The 17,619-nt window shown below is 74.8% G+C and carries 12 protein-coding genes; 5 read left to right on the forward strand and 7 right to left on the reverse strand.

All coding sequences use genetic code 11. The features are described from left to right. Nucleotides 1–520: 520 nt before the first annotated feature. Genes ACFXGN_RS10335 through ACFXGN_RS10350 form a run of 4 tightly spaced genes read right to left on the reverse strand, consistent with a single transcriptional unit; the run spans nucleotide 521 to nucleotide 8,508 of the window. Nucleotides 521–2,464, reverse strand: coding sequence for a TOMM precursor leader peptide-binding protein (locus ACFXGN_RS10335; protein ID WP_384856093.1), 1,944 nt, complete (start codon nucleotides 2,462–2,464; stop codon nucleotides 521–523). Then, nucleotides 2,454–4,529, reverse strand: a complete 2,076-nt coding sequence (locus ACFXGN_RS10340; protein ID WP_384856096.1) for a hypothetical protein — start codon at nucleotides 4,527–4,529, stop codon at nucleotides 2,454–2,456. The genes ACFXGN_RS10335 and ACFXGN_RS10340 overlap by 11 nt, the downstream gene beginning before the upstream one ends. Before the next feature lie 2 nt (nucleotides 4,530–4,531). Then, nucleotides 4,532–7,249, reverse strand: coding sequence for a lantibiotic dehydratase (locus ACFXGN_RS10345; RefSeq protein WP_384856099.1), 2,718 nt, complete (start codon nucleotides 7,247–7,249; stop codon nucleotides 4,532–4,534). After that, the gene (locus ACFXGN_RS10350; RefSeq protein WP_384856102.1) at nucleotides 7,246–8,508 is read right to left on the reverse strand and encodes a hypothetical protein; all 1,263 of its coding nucleotides are present in this window, start codon (nucleotides 8,506–8,508) and stop codon (nucleotides 7,246–7,248) included. Before ACFXGN_RS10350 ends, ACFXGN_RS10345 begins: the two co-directional genes overlap by 4 nt. Before the next feature lie 250 nt (nucleotides 8,509–8,758). On the opposite strand from ACFXGN_RS10350, the gene ACFXGN_RS10355 reads away from it, so the two are divergent. Further along, on the forward strand, nucleotides 8,759–9,322 hold the full coding sequence (locus tag ACFXGN_RS10355) for a hypothetical protein (protein ID WP_384856105.1): 564 nt from the start codon (nucleotides 8,759–8,761) through the stop codon (nucleotides 9,320–9,322). Nucleotides 9,323–9,495: 173 nt separating this feature from the next. Here ACFXGN_RS10355 and ACFXGN_RS10360 read toward each other — a convergent pair whose 3' ends face one another. The 3 genes from ACFXGN_RS10360 to ACFXGN_RS10370 form a co-directional block, all read right to left on the reverse strand. After that, entirely contained in the window at nucleotides 9,496–9,666 is a 171-nt protein-coding gene (locus ACFXGN_RS10360) for a thiazolylpeptide-type bacteriocin (protein WP_015036315.1), read from the reverse strand. Between the two features lie 37 nt (nucleotides 9,667–9,703). Next, complete coding sequence (locus ACFXGN_RS10365; RefSeq protein WP_073912617.1) at nucleotides 9,704–9,880, reverse strand: thiazolylpeptide-type bacteriocin; 177 nt, start codon at nucleotides 9,878–9,880, stop codon at nucleotides 9,704–9,706. Nucleotides 9,881–10,021: 141 nt separating this feature from the next. After that, nucleotides 10,022–11,494, reverse strand: coding sequence for a SagB family peptide dehydrogenase (locus ACFXGN_RS10370; RefSeq protein WP_384856108.1), 1,473 nt, complete (start codon nucleotides 11,492–11,494; stop codon nucleotides 10,022–10,024). A gap of 798 nt (nucleotides 11,495–12,292) precedes the next feature. Here ACFXGN_RS10370 and ACFXGN_RS10375 point away from each other — a divergent pair. From ACFXGN_RS10375 to ACFXGN_RS10390, 4 genes are all read left to right on the forward strand, one after another. Further along, nucleotides 12,293–13,753 (forward strand): multicopper oxidase family protein, encoded by a 1,461-nt coding sequence (locus ACFXGN_RS10375; RefSeq protein ID WP_384856111.1) that lies wholly within the window; start codon nucleotides 12,293–12,295, stop codon nucleotides 13,751–13,753. Nucleotides 13,754–13,847: 94 nt separating this feature from the next. Beyond that, complete coding sequence (locus ACFXGN_RS10380; protein WP_384856113.1) at nucleotides 13,848–15,503, forward strand: class I adenylate-forming enzyme family protein; 1,656 nt, start codon at nucleotides 13,848–13,850, stop codon at nucleotides 15,501–15,503. Then, nucleotides 15,500–16,459: a 2-amino-3,7-dideoxy-D-threo-hept-6-ulosonate synthase gene (locus ACFXGN_RS10385; protein WP_384856115.1), complete on the forward strand. Its 960-nt coding sequence runs from the start codon at nucleotides 15,500–15,502 to the stop codon at nucleotides 16,457–16,459. The genes ACFXGN_RS10380 and ACFXGN_RS10385 overlap by 4 nt, the downstream gene beginning before the upstream one ends. Next, nucleotides 16,431–17,546 (forward strand): 3-dehydroquinate synthase II family protein, encoded by a 1,116-nt coding sequence (locus tag ACFXGN_RS10390; protein WP_384856118.1) that lies wholly within the window; start codon nucleotides 16,431–16,433, stop codon nucleotides 17,544–17,546. Before ACFXGN_RS10385 ends, ACFXGN_RS10390 begins: the two co-directional genes overlap by 29 nt. Nucleotides 17,547–17,619 lie beyond the last annotated feature (73 nt).

The following is a 17,619-nucleotide window of genomic DNA, read 5'->3' on the forward strand; positions in this document are numbered from 1 at the left end:
GCGCGCCGGGGCGCCACCGCGCGGGGGGCGGACGGCGGCGTCGGGGGGAGGGCCGAAGCCGAAGGAGCTTGGGCCGGGGTCGAAGCCGGAGTCGGGGCCAGGGCCGGGGCCTGAAGGCCGTGGCCCGGGACCAGGACCCGAAGGGCCGGGGTCTGAAGGCCGTGGTCCGGGTCCGGGATCCGAAGGGCCTGGTCCGGAGCGTGGTCCGGAGCCTGGTCCGGAGCCTGGTCCGGAGCCTGGTCCGGAGCCTGGTCCGGAGCCTGGTCCGGAGCCTGGTCCGGAGCCGGAGAAGCGTAGACCTGGGCCGAGGCCGGAAGGGCCCGGAGTGAGTCTGCGGCCGGGAGGGACGGACCCGGAACCGGAGGAGCTGGGACCGGGACCCGGACGACCGGGGCCGGAGCCGGGACCCGAAGGCCGTGGCCCGGGACCGGAGCCGAGACCCGAAGGCCACGGTCCTGGGCCGGGGCCCCGCTGTCCTGGTCCGGGGCCGTGCGGTCCTGTGCCCTCGGTGGGGAGGTCGTCATGGGAACGGGTGGGGGTCGAGGGGGAACGCCCGGTGTTCCTGGTCGGTGCCGCGCAGCGCGGCGGTGAGCCGGGGCAGACCGGCGAGCCGCTGCTGGGCGTGGCCGAAGCACATCGGGACGATGCCGGGGACGACCGCGCGGGCCACGTGGATGCCCGCGTCGGCGTGCTCGCGGCTCGTCTGGTCGACGAGGACGATCCGGTCGAGACCGGCGTCGGCGAAGAGTCCGCGCACGAAGTCGAGGGCGCCCCGCACGTCCCCGCCGGAGCCCCGGTCCATCCGGCCGGGCCAGCCGGGGAACGCCTCTTCGAGGGTGACCCGGGGTCCGCCGAGGGCGGCGGTGGCGCGGACGGCGGTCTCGGGCAGCGACGAGAAGCGGACGTGGTCCTCCAGCTCCCGCACCAGCCACGGGTCCGCGACCATCGGCTCGACGGTCTCCCGGGTCCAGTCGACGGGGTTGGTGACGAGCTGGGCGACCTCGCGCAGGGCGCCCCGGATCGCGGACTGCGGGTCGGCGCCGGAACCGGCCGAGGAGAAGGTGGCGGGGAAGGGGTTGAGCCGGTTCACCGCGAGGACCCAGACGACCGGCAGGCCGATGTCCTGGGTGGCGACGAGCAGGTGCACGTCGAAGCCCCGCGACTCCATCAGCTCGATCATGGCCCGGCTGGTCGGGTCGGTGAGGCGGTCGTTCGGAATGACCGGCAGGGGCGCGGCCCGGTGCCAGGACAGCAGGAACGCGTCCCGCTCCGCCAGTTCGAACAGCGAGTGCAGGGCGGCCTCTTCGAGGTTGGCGCCGACGGCGCAGCCGCTGGACGACTCGTAGAAGTAGTGCTTGCGGCCGGGCGTCCCGGCCAGCCGGGCGGCCCTGCGGTCCCTGCGGTGGTTGTACTCGTACTGGTAGAAGGCGTGGTCGGCGGGGACGAGCAGCGGGCGCCCGTCGGCGAGGTCGTGGCCCCACACCCAGTCCATCGGGGTGTCCGCGTCGAAGGGGGTGGCCCGGCTGGTGGGGTGGGCGAGCTGCTCGGCGGTGTACTGCCCGAGCCCGGCGGGGTCCACGGCGTGGTCCGCGACCCGCGCGTAGGAGCGGCCGGTGAGGACGGGCACGTCGTACGGGAAGCCCGCGAGCCGCTCGTACGCCTCCAGGATCGCCACCGGGCCGGTCTCCGCGAAGGTCCGGGCCCGCCCGTGGCCCATCGCCGGGGCGTCGGGCACCACGGCCATGCTCATCGCGAAGGGGGCGCGGGACTCGCGGAGGAGCGCGCGGACCGGTCCGAAGCGGTCGTCGACCAGGCGGTCCTGGAGCACTCCGCGTTCGACGAGGCGGCTGGCGGCGGTGCGGGTCGGGTCGTCGGGGAAGGCGGGCCGGCCGGTCAGGGCCAGCGGCGCCGGGGTGGTGGTGCCGTCCAGGCGGTCGTGGGCGGGGCCGCACAGCGGGCAGTGGAAGCTGCGGGCGATCCGGTGGCGGCGCAGACCGCCGGGCGAGACCGCGAACAGTTCGCCGGGGCCGAGCGGCCGTCCCGCCAGGTGCTCCAGGGCCGCCCGGAGCAGTTCGGGCAGGAGCGGCGCGCCGGGGCCGGGGGCGGCGGTCGCGTACCGGAGGTCACCGGCCAGCGGGTGGTCGGGGACGGTCCGGTCGCGGACCTCGGCGCAGCCCGCGCAGCCCGCGTCCGTGCCGGGCGTCCTGAGCGGTCCGACGAGGACCTCGTCGGCGCGCAGCCGCACGGAGAGGTGGGCCAGGCCCTCGGCTGTGGCCCCGGCGAGGCGGTCCCGCTCCCAGTCGAGGTGCCAGCCCCGGTCGACGGCGACGGTGACCCCGGGGAGGGCGGCGGCCAGGTCCGCGAGCGCGGCGAGTACGGACTTCCAGTCCTCGTCGGCGGGGTGCGCGGCGAAGCCGGGACCGAGCGCGAGGGCGGGGGCGCGGGTGAGCGTGTCAGTGGGCATCGTGGGCCTCCACGGGGCCGTACCAGAAGGGGAGTTCGCCGAGGACGGGGTCGTACCGCGTCGCCTCGCCCCGGTAGCCGGTGCCGGAGCGGGCGGCCAGCCGGGCGCGGAGTGCGTCCAGGGCGGCGCGGTCGGCGAAGAGCAGGGCGTCGGTGGAGAGCGGGTCGACGGTTCCGTCGGCGCCGGTGGTCTGGGTGCGGGCGAGCGCGGTGCACAGGGCGGTGCGGGCGGCTTCCGCCGCGTCGGCGCCCCAGCCGCGCCCGAGGACGGCGCCGTCGGCGGTCACCTCGGCGAGCCGCCAGTCCAGACCGGGCACGGCGAGCAGCCGTACGGCGGGTTCGTCGGCGAGGAGGGTCCGCAGGCCCGCGAGGACGCGCAGCCCCTCGGGGTCGAGCGCGGCGCACGCCCCGCCGCCCGCGGCCCCGGCGGGAGCGCCCGCCGGGAGGGCCGCGGGCGGCACGTGCGGGGTGACGGTCGTCGCGAGGGGTTCCGCCTCCTGGGCGAGCAGGCGCAGCGCGCCGTCGAGGAGCCAGTGTTCCCTGGTGAGCCCTGCCGCCGGGGTGGGGGCCCCGGGGATGTGGGCGTGCGGACCGGCCGCCGGGGTGGGAGCCCCGGGGATGAGGGTCCGCAGGGCCGCCAGGCAGGCCGCGACGGTGGCGGTCTCCTGGTGGGCGGCCCAGGCGAGGACCGTGGTCGTGGTGCCGCCGGTGGTGGTGCGGGGGGTGGCGGCGCGCAGGGCGAGCGGCATCTGGGGCAGGTCGGCGCCCTCGCCGAGGGCGACGGGCCCGGTCCAGCGGGCGCCGAGCGGAGCGGCGGCCTCCCGCGCCCCGTCCGGCTCGGGCCGGGGGTCGGCGGGCGCGGCGGCGAGGGTGTGGGGTCCGGGACCGTCGCCGTGAGCGGGTGTGGGTGCGGGGAGGGCGTCGCCGGTCGGCGGTACGGGGACGGTGGTGCCGTCACCCGTCGGCCGGGCGAAGGCGGACGGGCGGACGGGCCCGGCGGGCCCGACCGGCTCGACCGGCTCGACCGGCTCGCCGCTCGTCTGCCGTACGGAGGCGTCGGCGCCGGTCGGCCGGACGGAGCCGGTCGGCCGTACGGACGTGCCGTCGCCGGTCACGGTCCCGGCCGTCCCGTCGCCGGTCGGGCGCGGGGCGTCGGAGGGGGAGCCGGGTCGGCCGGGCGCGGCCGCCTGATGGGCTCCCTCGACGGTGACCCGGTCGGAGACCAGGTCCGTCCCGTGCACCACATGGGCCTCGCCCGGGGCCGCCGTACCGGTGAGGACGTCGACGAGGAGCTGGGCGCCGAGGGCTCCGGCGAGCGCGTCCGCCACCGGGCGGGGCGCGGGCGCGGTGCCGTCGGCGGCGGCCCAGGCGCGGGCCCGGTCGCGGAAGGCCGGGCCCGCGTCCGGTCCGGTGGCGGTGACGGCGGGTCCGACGAGGGTGACGCCGGAGCCGCCGAGCCGCACCGGGACGACGAGGGCGGCGGGCGCCCCGCCCGCGCGGTCCTCCCGGCCCGTCCGGGTGTCCGGGCCCGTCCGGGTGTCCGGGGCTCCGGGGTCCCGGTCGTCCTCCCGGATGTCGAGGACCGCGTCCGGGACGCGGTCCGGGTCGGGGGCGGTGAGGACCGTGCCGATCCCGGCCCTGCGCAGTCCTCGGGCGGCGGGACCGGTGGCGGTCCCGGGGCCGGTGACGAGGACGGTCGCGGCGCGCAGCCGGGCGAAGGCCCCGTACGGGTCGTCGAGGAGTCCTTCGAGCCGGGCCAGGGACTCGGCGTGGGCCCGCCGCACCTCGGGGGACGGCTCGGGCGCGGTGTGCGCGGCCGGGTCGAGGAGCAGTCCGTTCTCGCGGAGCCTGTCGACGAGGAGGCGGACGGCGGGGCGGGCGCGTTCGGTGCCGATCCCGGCGACGAGGGCGTCCTCGTCGGTGCCGTTCTCCAGGAGCGGGACGCAGCCCTGGGCGACGGCGTGCAGCACCTCGGAGCCGCGCAGGACGAACTGGGCGCGGGCGCCGCTGAAGTAGACGCCGCCGGGTACGGGCGCGTAGTGCAGGTCGGGGCGTGTCCTGAGCATCGTCACCGCTCCTCTGCCTCGGTCGTGGGGTGGTAGGTGAAACGGCCGCCGGGGGCCCGGCCGACCTCGACGACCCATTCGGTGGCGTGGGTGCCGTCGACGACGCCGGGCAGCGCCTCCTCCAGGTAGCTGCCGCCGGTGTCGGCGCCGCGCCGTTCCAGCATCCGGGGCAGGACGCGGACACCGAGCGCGCTGCTCAGGTCCACGTACTGGGGCTTCTGCTGGAGCCGCTTGGACTGGATGTCGGGGGCTCCGACGGAGAGCGGGCCCTCGTCCTCGGGGACGGTCTTGACGACGACCTCCTCGGGGACGCCGTGTCTGGCGCGCCAGGCGGTGAGGGCGAGGAGCCGGTCGTGCTCCTCGGGTCCGGCGGCCAGGGCGGTGCCCAGTTCCTCTCCGCCGTACCAGCGGCGGCGGCCGATGAGGACGTCGCCGACGGCCATGCGGGGCGCGGTGCGGGTGCCGGACCGGTCCCAGGGGGTGGCGGCGTGCCAGCTGTTGGGGAGGGCGTTGAAGAGCCGGCCGCTGATGGCGAGGCCGGAGGCGACGGAGAGCGGCGGCGGGAAGAGGCCGGGGTGGCCGGTGCCGAGCGGGAGGACCCGCAGCGGGGTGCCGTCGGCGTCCTCGACGCGCAGGGAGTCGGTCTCCGGGTCGTGGGCGAGCCGCAGTCCGAACCAGTCGTCGGGGGTGAGGCCACCGGGCAGGACGGGGGCGTGGGCGTTGACGTTGAGCCGGTGCAGGCCCAGGTCCTCGGTGACGCGGGCGCCGTCGTGGCCGTACACCCGGCGCACGTGCTCGGCGAGGCGGGGCAGCGCCCGGCCGCCGAGGCGCCGGTCGGCGTCGAGGAAGCGGGCGTAGAGCATCCCGTGGCCGGGGAGGCCGTCGTTGAGGACGAGGTGGCCGTCGCCGCGCTGGAGCAGGACGCCGTAGATCAGCGGGTCGCGGCGGAAGCGTTCGGGGAGGGCGGCGGTGAGTCCGGCGACCTCGGCGGGGCTGATGCGGAGGGTGTCGTCGCCGCGTGCGACGGCCTGTCCGATGAGGGCGTGGACGGCTTCGGTGACCTCGCGGCGGATCTCGTAGACGCGTTCGAGGGAGCCGTCGGCGGGGCCGATGCCCTTGAGCGCGGCGGGGTCGCCGGGCCCGTCGGGGCCGTAGACGGCGGCCATGGCGGCGGCGCGGCGGGAGACCTCGCCGACGACGAACGGGGCGTGTTCGGCGAGGGGGACGTTGGCGCCGGGGCCGAACCGTTCGACGAACGCGGCGGTCATGAGGACCCGGACGTCGTGCAGCCAGTCGAAGACGGTGAGGAGTTCGACGGCCGGGCCGAGGTCCTTGAGGGATTCCTTCCAGGGTTCCGTGGCCACCTTGAGCGGCGGCATCACGTAGTCCTCCTCGACGGTGACGTGCGCGGGGCGGCCGGCGGCGTGGCTGAGTTCGCCGAGGGCGCCGCGGAGTTCGGCGAGGGCGGCGCCTCGGGCGGCGGCGGGCGCGTCGGTGAAGGCGGGCAGTCCGGCCTTGACGCGGTCGGTGAGTTCCCGGGTGGCCGGGCGCGGGTCGTCCGGGGAGAGGAGCGCCGTGTAGTCGGCGGAGCCGTCCTCGGCCTCGTGGAAGGTGCAGAGGAGGCCCTGGGCGACGGCGCCCCGGACGGCCTGGGCGGCTTCGTCGGGGGTGCGGCCGGAGCGCCGGGCGACATGGGCGACGACGGACGGGAAGGGGCGCGGGCCCATGCCGACGGCGTCGAGGAGGTCTCCGGCGGGGCCGCTGAGGGAGACGGCGGCGCGGCGCGTCCCCTCGGGTCCGGACTTCAGGAAGAAGAGCTTCCCGGCGGCCGGGTCGGGTGCCGAGGTGGGCGGGAGGCCGATCCAGAGCTGTTCGAGGGGCAGACCCGAGGGGTCGGGCAGGCCGCCGACGACGTAGTTGAGCATCACGCGGTCGAGCCCGGGGAAGGCGGTGGCGCCGGGGAACCCGGTCTCGTCGGGCCCCGCCGCGCCCGGATCGGGCTCGGCGATGCCGACGGCGGTGAAGCGGGCGAGGGGGCTGGTGCGGACCATGGCGCGGGTGACGTACTGGATGAGTCCGCGCTCGGACTTGCGGGACTTGGCGGGGACCTTGCCGGGGGCGTGGACGGCGGCGCGGTAGCGCTCCGCCTCCTGGTGGACCTCGGGGGCGACGAGCGCGAGGGAGCGCAGCAGGTCGGGGTCGCCGAGGAGTCCGGCGAGGACGCCCCGTTCGCGTTCGGCGGCGTCGGGGTAGCGGGCGACGAGCTCCGCGCGGGCGCGGTCGCGGTCCCGGCGGGAGGCGAGCCACGCCCCGGTCGCGGGGCCGGCGGTCTCCGGGGTCCCCTTCGGCGCCTTGTCGTTGTGCACGGACCGGCGCAGGGCGATGAGTTCGCGTCGTGCGGCGTCGTCGGCGGCGGCGCCGATCCGCTCGTACAGCTCGTCAGAGGCGGTCGCTGCGGCGGTGGCGAGGGCCTGCTCGGAGGCGGTGACCAGGGCGAGCAGACGGCGCAGCTCGGCATCGGCGAGCCGGGCCCGGCGCAGCGGGTTGACCCGCAGGAACCAGAGAGGCTCGGGGGCGGGGGCCGACGCCGGTACGGGGGCGGGGGCCGTCTCTCGCGCGGGGGCCGTCCTTCGCGCGGGGGCGGGCGCTCGTACGGGTACGGCCACCGGCGCCGGGGCTCCGAGGAGGTCCGTCGGGGTGCCGATCACGGGGGCGGTCATCGGAGGGCTCCCTCGGGGGCGGTGCCCGGCGCGGTGGCGCTCGGGGCGGGGGCGGCGGGGCTCGGTCCCCCGGCGGGGGCGCCCGGCGCACGGGCGGCGAGGCGCTCGCGCCAGGAGACGCCGAGGACCTCGTCGACCGTCTCGGCGACGGCGAAGCAGGTGTAGTAGCGCTGCATCGGGGAGACGGTGAGCAGCGGGAGCTGCTCGTAGAAGAGGTTCGTCAGGAGGCGGAAGGAGGCGAACCACGGGGAGGGCGAGGAGGTCACTCCGGCCGCGCCGACGGTCCGGTGGAAGTCGCTGTCCGGCTGCTCGCCCCTCGGGACGGTGGTGGTGGCCCCGGGCGGGCCCATCTCGGAGCGGTCGAGGCCCGCGGTGGCGCCGTCGAGGAGGTCGAGGGTGAGGGTCCCGGCGGCGACCGCGCTCTCCAGCGCCCCGGCTCCGTAGGCGAGTCCGGTGCGCCAGGCGGCGGCGGTCGCGGAGACCTCGCCGCTCAGCCGCTGCTCGACGACCCGGCGGAGCGCGGGCGCGTCCTTGGCGAGGCGGTCCCGGAAGACGGGCCGGACGTCCTTGGTGGGTGCGGCCCAGGCGAGGAAGGCCTCGACGTGGGAGCGGGGCGAGAAGACGCCGTAGCCGAGGCCGAGGGTGTGGGTGTCGGCGAGGGCGACGAAGGCTTCGGCGAGGCGGAGCGTGCCGGAGCCGGGGGCGCCCGCCAGGTCGTCGACGGTACGGAGCAGGGCGGGCGTGAGGGCGCCGTGGACGACGGTGCGGAAGCGGTCGAGGCGCGGGTCGCGGACGGTGCCGCCGGGCCGCTCGGCGGAGACGGTCCGGTCTGTGGAGGCGGCCCTGTCGGTGGAGGTGATCCGTTCGACGGCGCCGTGCTCGCGGAGCGGCAGGTACGGGGGCTGGACGGCCTCCAGGCGCCCGAACTCGCGGGCCTGGTCGAGGTAGGTCTCCTCGGTGAGGGCGCGGGGCGGGTCGAGCGGTCCGGCGGTCAGGTCGCGGGCGACGCGGTCCCAGTCGGGGCCGCCGCCGGGGACACCGGCGGCGTCCCGGGCGAGGATGTCGACGTGCGGCCCGTGGAGCCACCCCCGGCGCAGCTGGACGGCGGGGGCGCCCGCCTCGTTCAGCGCGCGGGCGACCGGTACGACGTACCGGGCCAGCCAGACCGGTGTGACCGGCATCCGTGTGTGCAGCCGCACTCCCGTCAGGCCGTCGGAATCCGGCTTCACGGCAGTGCGCTCCAGCGCATCAACCCCCATGATTTCGCACCTTCCGAGAATTCGAGAACAACGTCCTGTGCCTCTTCGCTTTTCTTTTCCGGTCCTCGCGTCTCAGCGGGCCGGACCCCATCATGGGGCGATGGAATTGCGGGGCGGTAGCGGAAAAGGGACCGCCCTTACATGTGTCATCTCATCCGTGACGCGCGGGCCGGGGCCGGGCCGGCTACCCGCCGGTCGGACTGGCTGAAAACAGACAAGCCGCTCTGATGATCGTTGTAGTGTCCGCGCCATGACTACGGAATCCACCGACGCCGAGTGCCTGGCGCTCACGCGTGATCTGCGCCGTCGCGGCGCGATCGTCCTCGCCGTCTTCGCCCTCGTATGGGCCTTCGCGGGCGGTTCGGGGATAGCGGCGGCGCCCGTGTCGGTGGCCGTCGGGATCGTCGCGGCGGCCGTCACCGTGGCGGCGGTCGTACTGGCCTTCCGGGGCACCGCGGGCCCGGTGACCCGTCTGGTGCGGCTGCCGGAGAAGTGGAACCGGGGCGTCGGCATGGTCAACGCGGCCGAGGTGGTGGCGATCTTCGCGGTGATCGCGGCGTCGAACGCCTCGGGGCACCCGGAGTTCATCCCGGTCGGGATCTGCCTGGTCGTGGGGGTGCACTTCTTCCCGCTGGCCCGGCTCTTCGACCAGGGGCAGTACCGGTGGACGGCGGTCCTCCTGACAGCGGTCGCCGTGGTGGGCCTGGTCGTCCTGGCGGCCGGCACCAGCGCGGAGACGATCCGCGCGGTGGTGGGCCTCGGCGCGGCGGCCGTGCTGTGGGCCTCGTCGTTCCATGTGGCCCTGCGCGGCTGAAACCGTTCCCCTCGGCGGGGTCCGCCCGCCGATCACCCGTCCCACGTCGCCGCACGGCATTCGCCGTCACACGTCATTCGTCATACGGAGAAACGCACGCGAGGATGCGCCACCCGGCCGGAGCCGGGCGGTCGCATCCTTCGTGCGTCGTGCGTTCAGCCTCTGTCGCTCGGTCAGCAGGCCGAGCAGGTGGAGGAGGACGACGACGAGGTGCCGATCGAGCCGCTGGAGGCACCCATCTCCGGGAGGGCCACGCCCTGGGCGACCTCAAGGGTCTCCAGCTCGGCGACGTCGAAGTTGTCGAAGGCCGCGTCGTCGCCGTTCTTGATGTCGTCGATGCTCATGGTGTGTTTCCTTTCGGCGTTTCGGTGAGGGGGAGGTTCAGCAGGCGGAGCAGGTGGAGGACGAGGAGGAGGAGGTACCGATCGAGCCGCTGGAGGCACCCATCTCCGGGAGGGCCACGCCCTGGGCGACCTCGAGGGTCTCCAGCTCGTCGACGTCGAAGTTCTCGAACGCCTTGTCCGCGTCCTGGCCCTGCTTGATGTCGTCGATGCTCATTCTGAATTCCTTTCCGAATTCTTCTCCGCAACCGTTCGGCTGCAACACCAATAATGCTGACCCGCCCTCTCCCGCACCAGCCTTTCCCGGTACCACCTGACGTTTATCACGCCCGGAATAACCGGCGTCACTGCGGAGTGCTCAGGGATTCCCGGGAAGGGACCACTCGGGGCTGTTGAGCATCTGCCAGCCCTCCCCCGGCTCACCTGCGACGGAGTCGTCCGGGCGCCTGCTGCCGAGCAGGAAGTCGCCCACGGAGGACTCCTGGAGGTAGTCCAGGCCCAGCAGCTCGGCGGACATGTCCGCGTCGCCGTTGCCGAGGGCGCAGGGGGCGAGCCCGAGGGCCGTCGCCACCAGGTACATCGTCTGGTAGAGCACGCCGGTGTGCCGGAGCGTGGTCGCGTAGGCGATGGCCCGGTACTTCCACGACATGCGCTGGAAGCGGGCGGTGACCGTGACGAGGACGTCGGGGCGCGCCTCCATCCCGGTGGCGCGGGAGGCGACGTGGAAGAGGGACTCCCTGGCCGCCTCGTCCCCGTTGCGCAGCACCAGGCGGTGGCCGACGGGGTCGTAGTAGTAGACGCCGGGGGCCAGTCCCGCGCAGCGGCGCACGGTGACGTACAGCTCCAGCTCGTACCCCTGGCCGCCGCTCGGGTAGGGGCGGGAGACCACCTCGTCGCGGTCGCCGCCGGGTTCCGGCGTGTAGTGGGCGCGGACCCGGGCCACCCGGTAGAGGAACTCGCCGAGCTGGCGGGCGGTCATCTCCTGGTCGCCGTAGCCCCGGATGGAGCGGCGGGTCTCGATGGCGGTGGTGAGGGAGGGGTCGTGCGCCGCGATCTCCTCGCGGGTCGGCCGGTGGAGGGCGACGGCGGGCCCTTCGGGGACCGGGCGGACGGCCGGCCGGGGCTCGACGGCCCCCCGGTGCGGGTAGACGGCGCCGAAGACGTCGTCGTACCGGCCGGAGCGGACGCGCGAGTGGAAGAGGAGGTCGTGGAAGTCCCACTGCCGCAGCACGGGCTCGTCGTCGGAGCCGAAGGAGCCGTTCCCGTCGGCGAGTTCGGCGAATCCGGCGCCGACGAGGTGGCCCAGGAGGCCGGTGGTGGCGGGCCCGTCGAGACCGGCGTCCGCGCCGAGCCGGGCGGGGGTGCCGGGCTCGCCGAGGGCGGCGGCGAGGGCGCGGACGGCGGGGTCGGCGAGGACCGCGCGGAACTTGACGAGCGGCGACTCCAGGACGAGGGCGCCCGCGCGGGTCCGGCAGAAGGCGAAGCGGGAGAGACGGACGGTCGCGTCGGCGGGCACGACGGCCGGGCGGTACGCGGAGTCCCGGGCGACCGGTTCGAGGCGCAGCAGCTCGCGGCCGTCGTCCGGGGCGAGGACGGCGTGGGCCAACAGGTGCCGGGCCCGGTCGAGGACCTTCCCGAACTGGGCGCGCTCGGCGGGCCGGAGGCCCTCGTACAGCTCCTCGGCGGGTACGGGCCCGGCGGCGAGACGCTCCAGGGCGGTACGGACGCCGCCTCGGACGGGCCGGAGGGCGAGGGAGGTGACGGGCCCGGCGAGGGTGGCGACGTCCCCGTCGGAGAAGAGGACCCGCGTACCACCGATGAACGCGGGCACGACGGGAGCGGCCGGGGGCCGCGCGGGATCGGCTGGGGCGGCCGTGCCTGTGGGACTGGTGGGGCCGGTCACGCCCGTAGGACTGGTGGGGTCGGTCGGACCAGTCGTGCCCGTGGGACTGACCATGCCGGTCGTGCCCGTGGCGCTGGTCGGGCCAGTGGGGCCGGTCGGGTCCGTGGAGCCGGTCGGGCCAGTGGGACCCGTGGAGCCGGAAGGGCCCGTGCCATCGGCCGGGCCTGCGGTACGGCCGGTCCCGGCGGTACGGCCGGTCCCGGCAGGAGCGGGGCGGGACTGTGGGGTCTGCGTGGTCGGCACGGTGCCTCCGGGTGCGCGTGGATGACGGTCCGGCGCCGGGGCCGTACGGCCCGGTGGCCGGCGGACGGAAAGGCGCCGCAGGCGGGGCAGACGCCGGAAAACACTCTCGTGCGCGGAACCCGGCCCAGGCCGGTCCCCGCCGGAACCGGTGACATTTCCCGGGCGGTACGTGACGGACCGCGCCCCTCACCGTGACGCACGCCATTCCCCGCCGTGACCCACACCCCTCCTCACCGTGACGCACGCCATTCCCGACCGTGACGCGCGCCATTCCCCGCCGTGACACCCGCCATTCCCCCGTGACGGCCGTCATTTCCGGAGGCCCCCGTTCCCGCGCCGACCGGCCGGAATGACCGAGGTCATCGATCGCGTGACACATGCAAGCGCCGACGCGAACTCCCTCGGCGTTCGGGCCGGTCGCCCACATGCTCGGAGAACGAATTCACCACCGTTCCCGGAAAACCGTCACGTTAGGAATCCGCCGTGTTCTCTCGCCGCCATGCGGTACGACTCGGACTCACCGCCGGTGCCGTCGGTGCCGTCGGCGCGGCCGGCGGGGTGTTCCAGAGCCTCACCTCCGGCACTCCGGCGGTGGCCGCCGAACCCCCGGCGGGCCCGCCGCAGGTCACCCCGTTCTCCGTCCCGCTGCCCCGGCCGCGCGTCCTCGCTCCCTACCGGCGGACCCGGTCGGCCGACTACTACGCGGTCACCATGCGCAAGGCGCGGGTGGAGATCCTGCCGGGCCTCCGGACCGAGGTCCTGACGTACGACGGCACCTTCCCCGGCCCGACGATCCGCGCCCGCAGCGGACGCACCGCCGTGGTGCGGCAGATCAACGGCCTGTCGATGCCGACCTCGGTCCATCTGCACGGCGGGAACAACCCGCAGGAGTACGACGGCGGGATGATGGACCTCATCCAGCCGGGCGCGTCGAAGACGTACGTGTACGCCAACCGGCAGGTGGGCGCCACCCTGTGGACGCACGACCACGCCCACCACATGGAGTCCGAGCACGTCTACCGGGGCCTGTCCGGGCTCTACCTCCTCGGCGACGACGCCGAGGACGCGCTCGGACTGCCGTCGGGGCCGTACGAGGTGCCGCTGATCCTGCGGGACGCGCACTTCGACGCGGCGGGGCGGATGGTCTACACGATGGACGACGCCCTCAACCGCACCACCATCCTGGTCAACGGCGCCCCGTGGCCGCACCTGAAGGTGAAGGCCCGCAAGTACCGCTTCCGGATGGTCAACTCCTGCAACCTGCGGATCTTCGTGATGGCGCTCTCCGACGGGAGCCCCATCATCCACGTCGGCTCGGACGGCGGGCTGCTCCCGGCGCCCGCGCCGTCGCCGGTGATCGTCCTCTCCCCCGGCGAACGGGCCGACTTCGTCATCGACTTCTCGCGGTACGCGCCGGGCACCCAGGTCACGCTGGCGAACATGCTGGGCCCGGGACCGACCGAACTCGTCGGGCAGATCATGCGGTTCGACGTGGAGGAGAAGGTGCCCGACACCAGCCGGGTGCCGGACGTCCTCACCACCCTGCCCGCGCTGCCCGCGCCCACCGTGGAGCGCACCTTCGAGCTGCGGATGGACGAGCCGGGCACCGGCCACCAGGCGTACATCAACGAGAAGACCTTCGACCACGACCGGATCGACACCGAGGTCGCCTGGGGCACCACCGAGGTGTGGACGGTCAAGAACACCAGCACGACCGTCCCGCACAACTTCCATACGCACCTGGTCCAGTTCCGCATCCTCGAACGGGACGGAATGCCGGTCTATCCGGCCGAGGCGGGCCTCAAGGACACCGTCCTCCTCTTTCCCGGCCAGACCGCGAAACTCCAGTTGACCTTCGACACGCACCGAGGCGTGTTCCCCTACCACTGCCACATGATCGACCACAGCGCGATGGGAATGATGGCGCAACTGCGCGTCTCCTGACCACGGGAGATCCCCTTTCACGCAACCCCGTTCCCGCACAAGAAAGCCACGGGGCCCGCACACCACCAATCCCTCTTTCCGGAAAGGAGGAACCATGTACGTACGCCGCATTCTCGACGCACTGGGGAAGGACCCCGGGCGCGTCGTCGTCCACCACGCCGCCGAGGCCGTCACCGCGGGGCGGCTCGCCGGTTCGGTACGGGCCCTCACCGCCCTGCTGCACTCCCGCGGCGTCCGCCCCGGAGACACCGTCGCCGTGCTGACCGGCCCCAACCGGCCTTCGATGCTCGGCGCCCGGTACGCCGTCCACCTCCTGGGCGCCACCTCCGTGTACGTCCGGTCGATGAACCCGCGCACCGACACGGAGACCTTCTCGGTCGCCACCCAGGCCCGGCTCCTGGCGGACCTGGGGGCGTCGGTGCTGCTCGTCGACGACGAGAGCGCCGAGCGCGGCGCCTGGCTCGCCCGCCGCGTCCCCGCCGTGACCGTGCTGCCCCTCCCCTGGCGGGACGCGGCCCCCCGGGACCTGCCCGACCGGCTGCCCGAACCCCGACCCGGGGACCTGGCGACCGTCGAGTTCACCAGCGGCAGCACCGGCCGCCCGAAGATGGTGGCCCAGCGGTACGACACGCGCGAGGAACTCGTCAGGCGGCTCGCCCATGGCCTCGATCCCCGGGGACCCGCGACGCTGCTGTCCGTCACACCGATCAGCCACACCACCGCGCCGATGGCCGACGCGGTCCTCGCGAGCGGCGGACGGGTCGTCCTGCACGACGAGTTCGACGCGGGCGACGTCCTGGACGCCTTCGAACGGCACCGGGTGACCGACGTCTACCTGGCCGTCCCGCACCTCTACCGGCTCCTGGACCACCCCGCCGCCCCGCTCACCGACCTGTCGTCGCTGCGCCGCATCACGTACAGCGGCACCCCGGCGGCCCCGGCGCGGGTGGCACGGGCCGTCGAGCTCTTCGGCGACGTCCTCATCCAGGTGTACGGGACGACGGAGGCGGGCGGCATCAGCAGCCTCAACCCGCTGGACCACCGCGAGCCGGAACTGCTCGGCTCGGCGGGCCGCCCGTTCCCCTGGGTACGGGTGGAGATCCGGGGCCCCGGCGGCGGTCCGCAGGTGGAGCGGGGGGTGACGGGCGAGATCTGGATCAGCTCGCCCACGGTCACCGCCGGGTACCTCGGCGACGAGGAGCGCACCCACACGGTGTTCCGCGACGGCTGGCTGTGCACCGGCGACCTGGGACACCGGGACCGGTACGGCTACCTCCGGCTCGACGGCCGGGTGGGCGACGTGATCAAGCACGGCGGTCTGAAGCTGGACCCGGCGGCCATCGAGGAGGTGCTGATGCGCCATCCGCAGGTGCGCCAGGCCACCGTGTTCGGGGTCCGCGACCGCGACTGGGTGGAGCAGGTGCACGCGGCCGTCGAGCTGTACTCGGGGGCCGGGAGCACCTCCTGCGACCTGCGCGGATACGTGGCCTCGACGCTGACCCCGGAACACACCCCGGTCCGGGTCTCGGTCTGGCCGAAGCTCCCGCTCACCCCCTCGGGCAAACCGGACCGCGCCTATCTGCGCTCCGTGTCGCCACCGGACCCCGACGCCCCGGACGCCTCCGGCACGGACGGCCCGGCCCTCAGCTCCCCGCGCGGAGCCACCGCGCGGGCCGACCCCGTCCGCGCGCGCGGCCCGGGTCACCAGCCCGATCACGCCTCCTCGCGAACCAGAAAGGGCGTCCCATGACCGGATTCGGCCACTTCGCCCGGTCGCTGCGGCTACGGCGGCTCTACCGCCACAGCACGGCCGGCTTGATGATCACCCCTCTCGACCACTCGATCCACGACGGTCCCGTGGTGCCGAAGGGCACCACGCTCGACCAGCTCGCGGCCCGGATCGCGGCGGGCGGCGCCGACGCCGTCGTCGTGCACAAGGGCAGCGTCCGGCACATCAGCCCGGAGCGGTTCGCCGCGATGTCGCTGATCATCCATCTCAACGCGAGCACCAGCCAGGCGCTCGACCCGCACGCCAAGTACGTCGTCGCGGGCGTCGAGGAGGCCCTGCGCCTCGGCGCGGACGCGGTCAGCGTCCACGTCAACCTCGGCTCCGACGACGAGCGGCAGCAGATCGGGGACCTCGGACGGATCGCCGACGCCTGCGACCGCTGGAACCTGCCGCTGCTCGCCATGGTGTACCCGCGCGGGCCGAGGATCGACGACCCCCGGGACCCGGCGGTCGTCGCGCACGCCGTGACGATCGCCGCCGACCTCGGCGCGGACCTGGTCAAGACCGTCTTCCTCGGATCCACCGCGGAGATGCTCGACCTGACCGCCGCCTGCCCGGTGCCGGTGCTCGTCGCCGGCGGACCCGCCCTGGAGAAGGAGGAGGACGTCCTGGCCTATGTCAGGGACGCCATCGCCGGAGGGGCGGGCGGGGTGGCCATGGGCCGCAACATCTTCCAGGCCAAGGACCCGCGCGCGCTGGCGGCCAAGGTCGCCCGGATCGTGCACCACTTCCCCGAACAGCACTTCACCACGGGCCCGTTCAGCGAGTCGGGCGGCCGGGAGCGGCTTTCCAGCGAACGCCTCACCCCCGACCACCTCGACGGAACGCCGCTCGACGACCCACCGCTCGACCACTCCCACCTCGACGAACTGACAGGAGGTCCGCACCATGACGGACGCCAAACTGTGCTGGCTTGACATCCGCGAGGCCGGCGACGCCACCGCCGCCGTCCTCGAAGAGGCCCTGCACCAGAAGATCGACGGCATCGTGGCCGCCGACCCGGCGGTCTTCGCCGGTCTCCCGCCGACCGTCCGCAAGGTCCTGCTCTTCGAGGGCGGCGCCCCGGAGCTCCCGGCCGACCTCGGCGGGGTCGACCTCGTGGTCGTCCCCGGCCCGCGCGACGCCCGCGCCGCGCTGGAGGCCGCCCACCCGGACGTGAGTTTCGGCCGGTACGTGGAGATCGTCGACGCCGACAGCCTGGAGGACGCCTGCCTGGCGGCGCGGCTGGAGGCCTGGAGCGTCCTCGACTTCCGCGACCCGACGAAGATCCCGCTGGAGATCGTCATCGCCGCCGCTTCGGGGGCGTCCGGCTCGATCGTGACGACCGCCGCCGACACCGAGGAGGCCGAGATCCTGTACGGCGTCCTGGAGCACGGTTCGGACGGGGTCCTGATGCGGGGCCGCAAGGTCGGCGACGCGACGGCGCTGCGGACGGCGGCCACCGCGCAGGGCGGGGAGATCTCCCTGGTCGAACTGACGGTCACGGCGACCACCCACATCGGCATGGGCGAGCGCGCCTGCGTCGACACCACGACCCACTTCCGCAAGGACGAGGGCATCCTGGTGGGCTCCCACTCCAAGGGCATGGTCCTGTGCGTCAGCGAGACCCACCCGCTGCCGTACATGCCGACCCGTCCGTTCCGGGTGAACGCGGGCGCCCTCCACTCGTACACCGTGGGGCAGAACGGCCGCACCCACTACCTGAGCGAGCTGCACGCCGGCAGTTCGGTCCTGGCGGTCGACGTCGACGGGCGCACCCGCCCGGTCAGCGTCGGCCGGGTGAAGATCGAGACCCGTCCGCTGATCTCGATCGACGCGGTCGCGCCCAGCGGGCAGACCGTCAACCTGATCCTCCAGGACGACTGGCACGTGCGGGTCCTGGGTCCCGGCGCCGCGGTGCTCAACAGCACCGAGCTGAAGCCGGGCGACCGCATCCTGGGGCACCTGCCGACGGCGGACCGTCACGTGGGCTACCCGATCAACGAGTTCTGCCTGGAGAAGTAGGTACGTCCGGAGCGCCCCGCTCCACCACGTCGTGAAGCCCCGCCCCGGCACGCCTCGTGCCGGGGCCGGCGCG

Origin of the sequence: Streptomyces sp. NPDC059247 (assembly GCF_042754005.1) — a bacterium.
Taxonomy (GTDB): Bacteria; Actinomycetota; Actinomycetes; order Streptomycetales; family Streptomycetaceae; genus Streptomyces.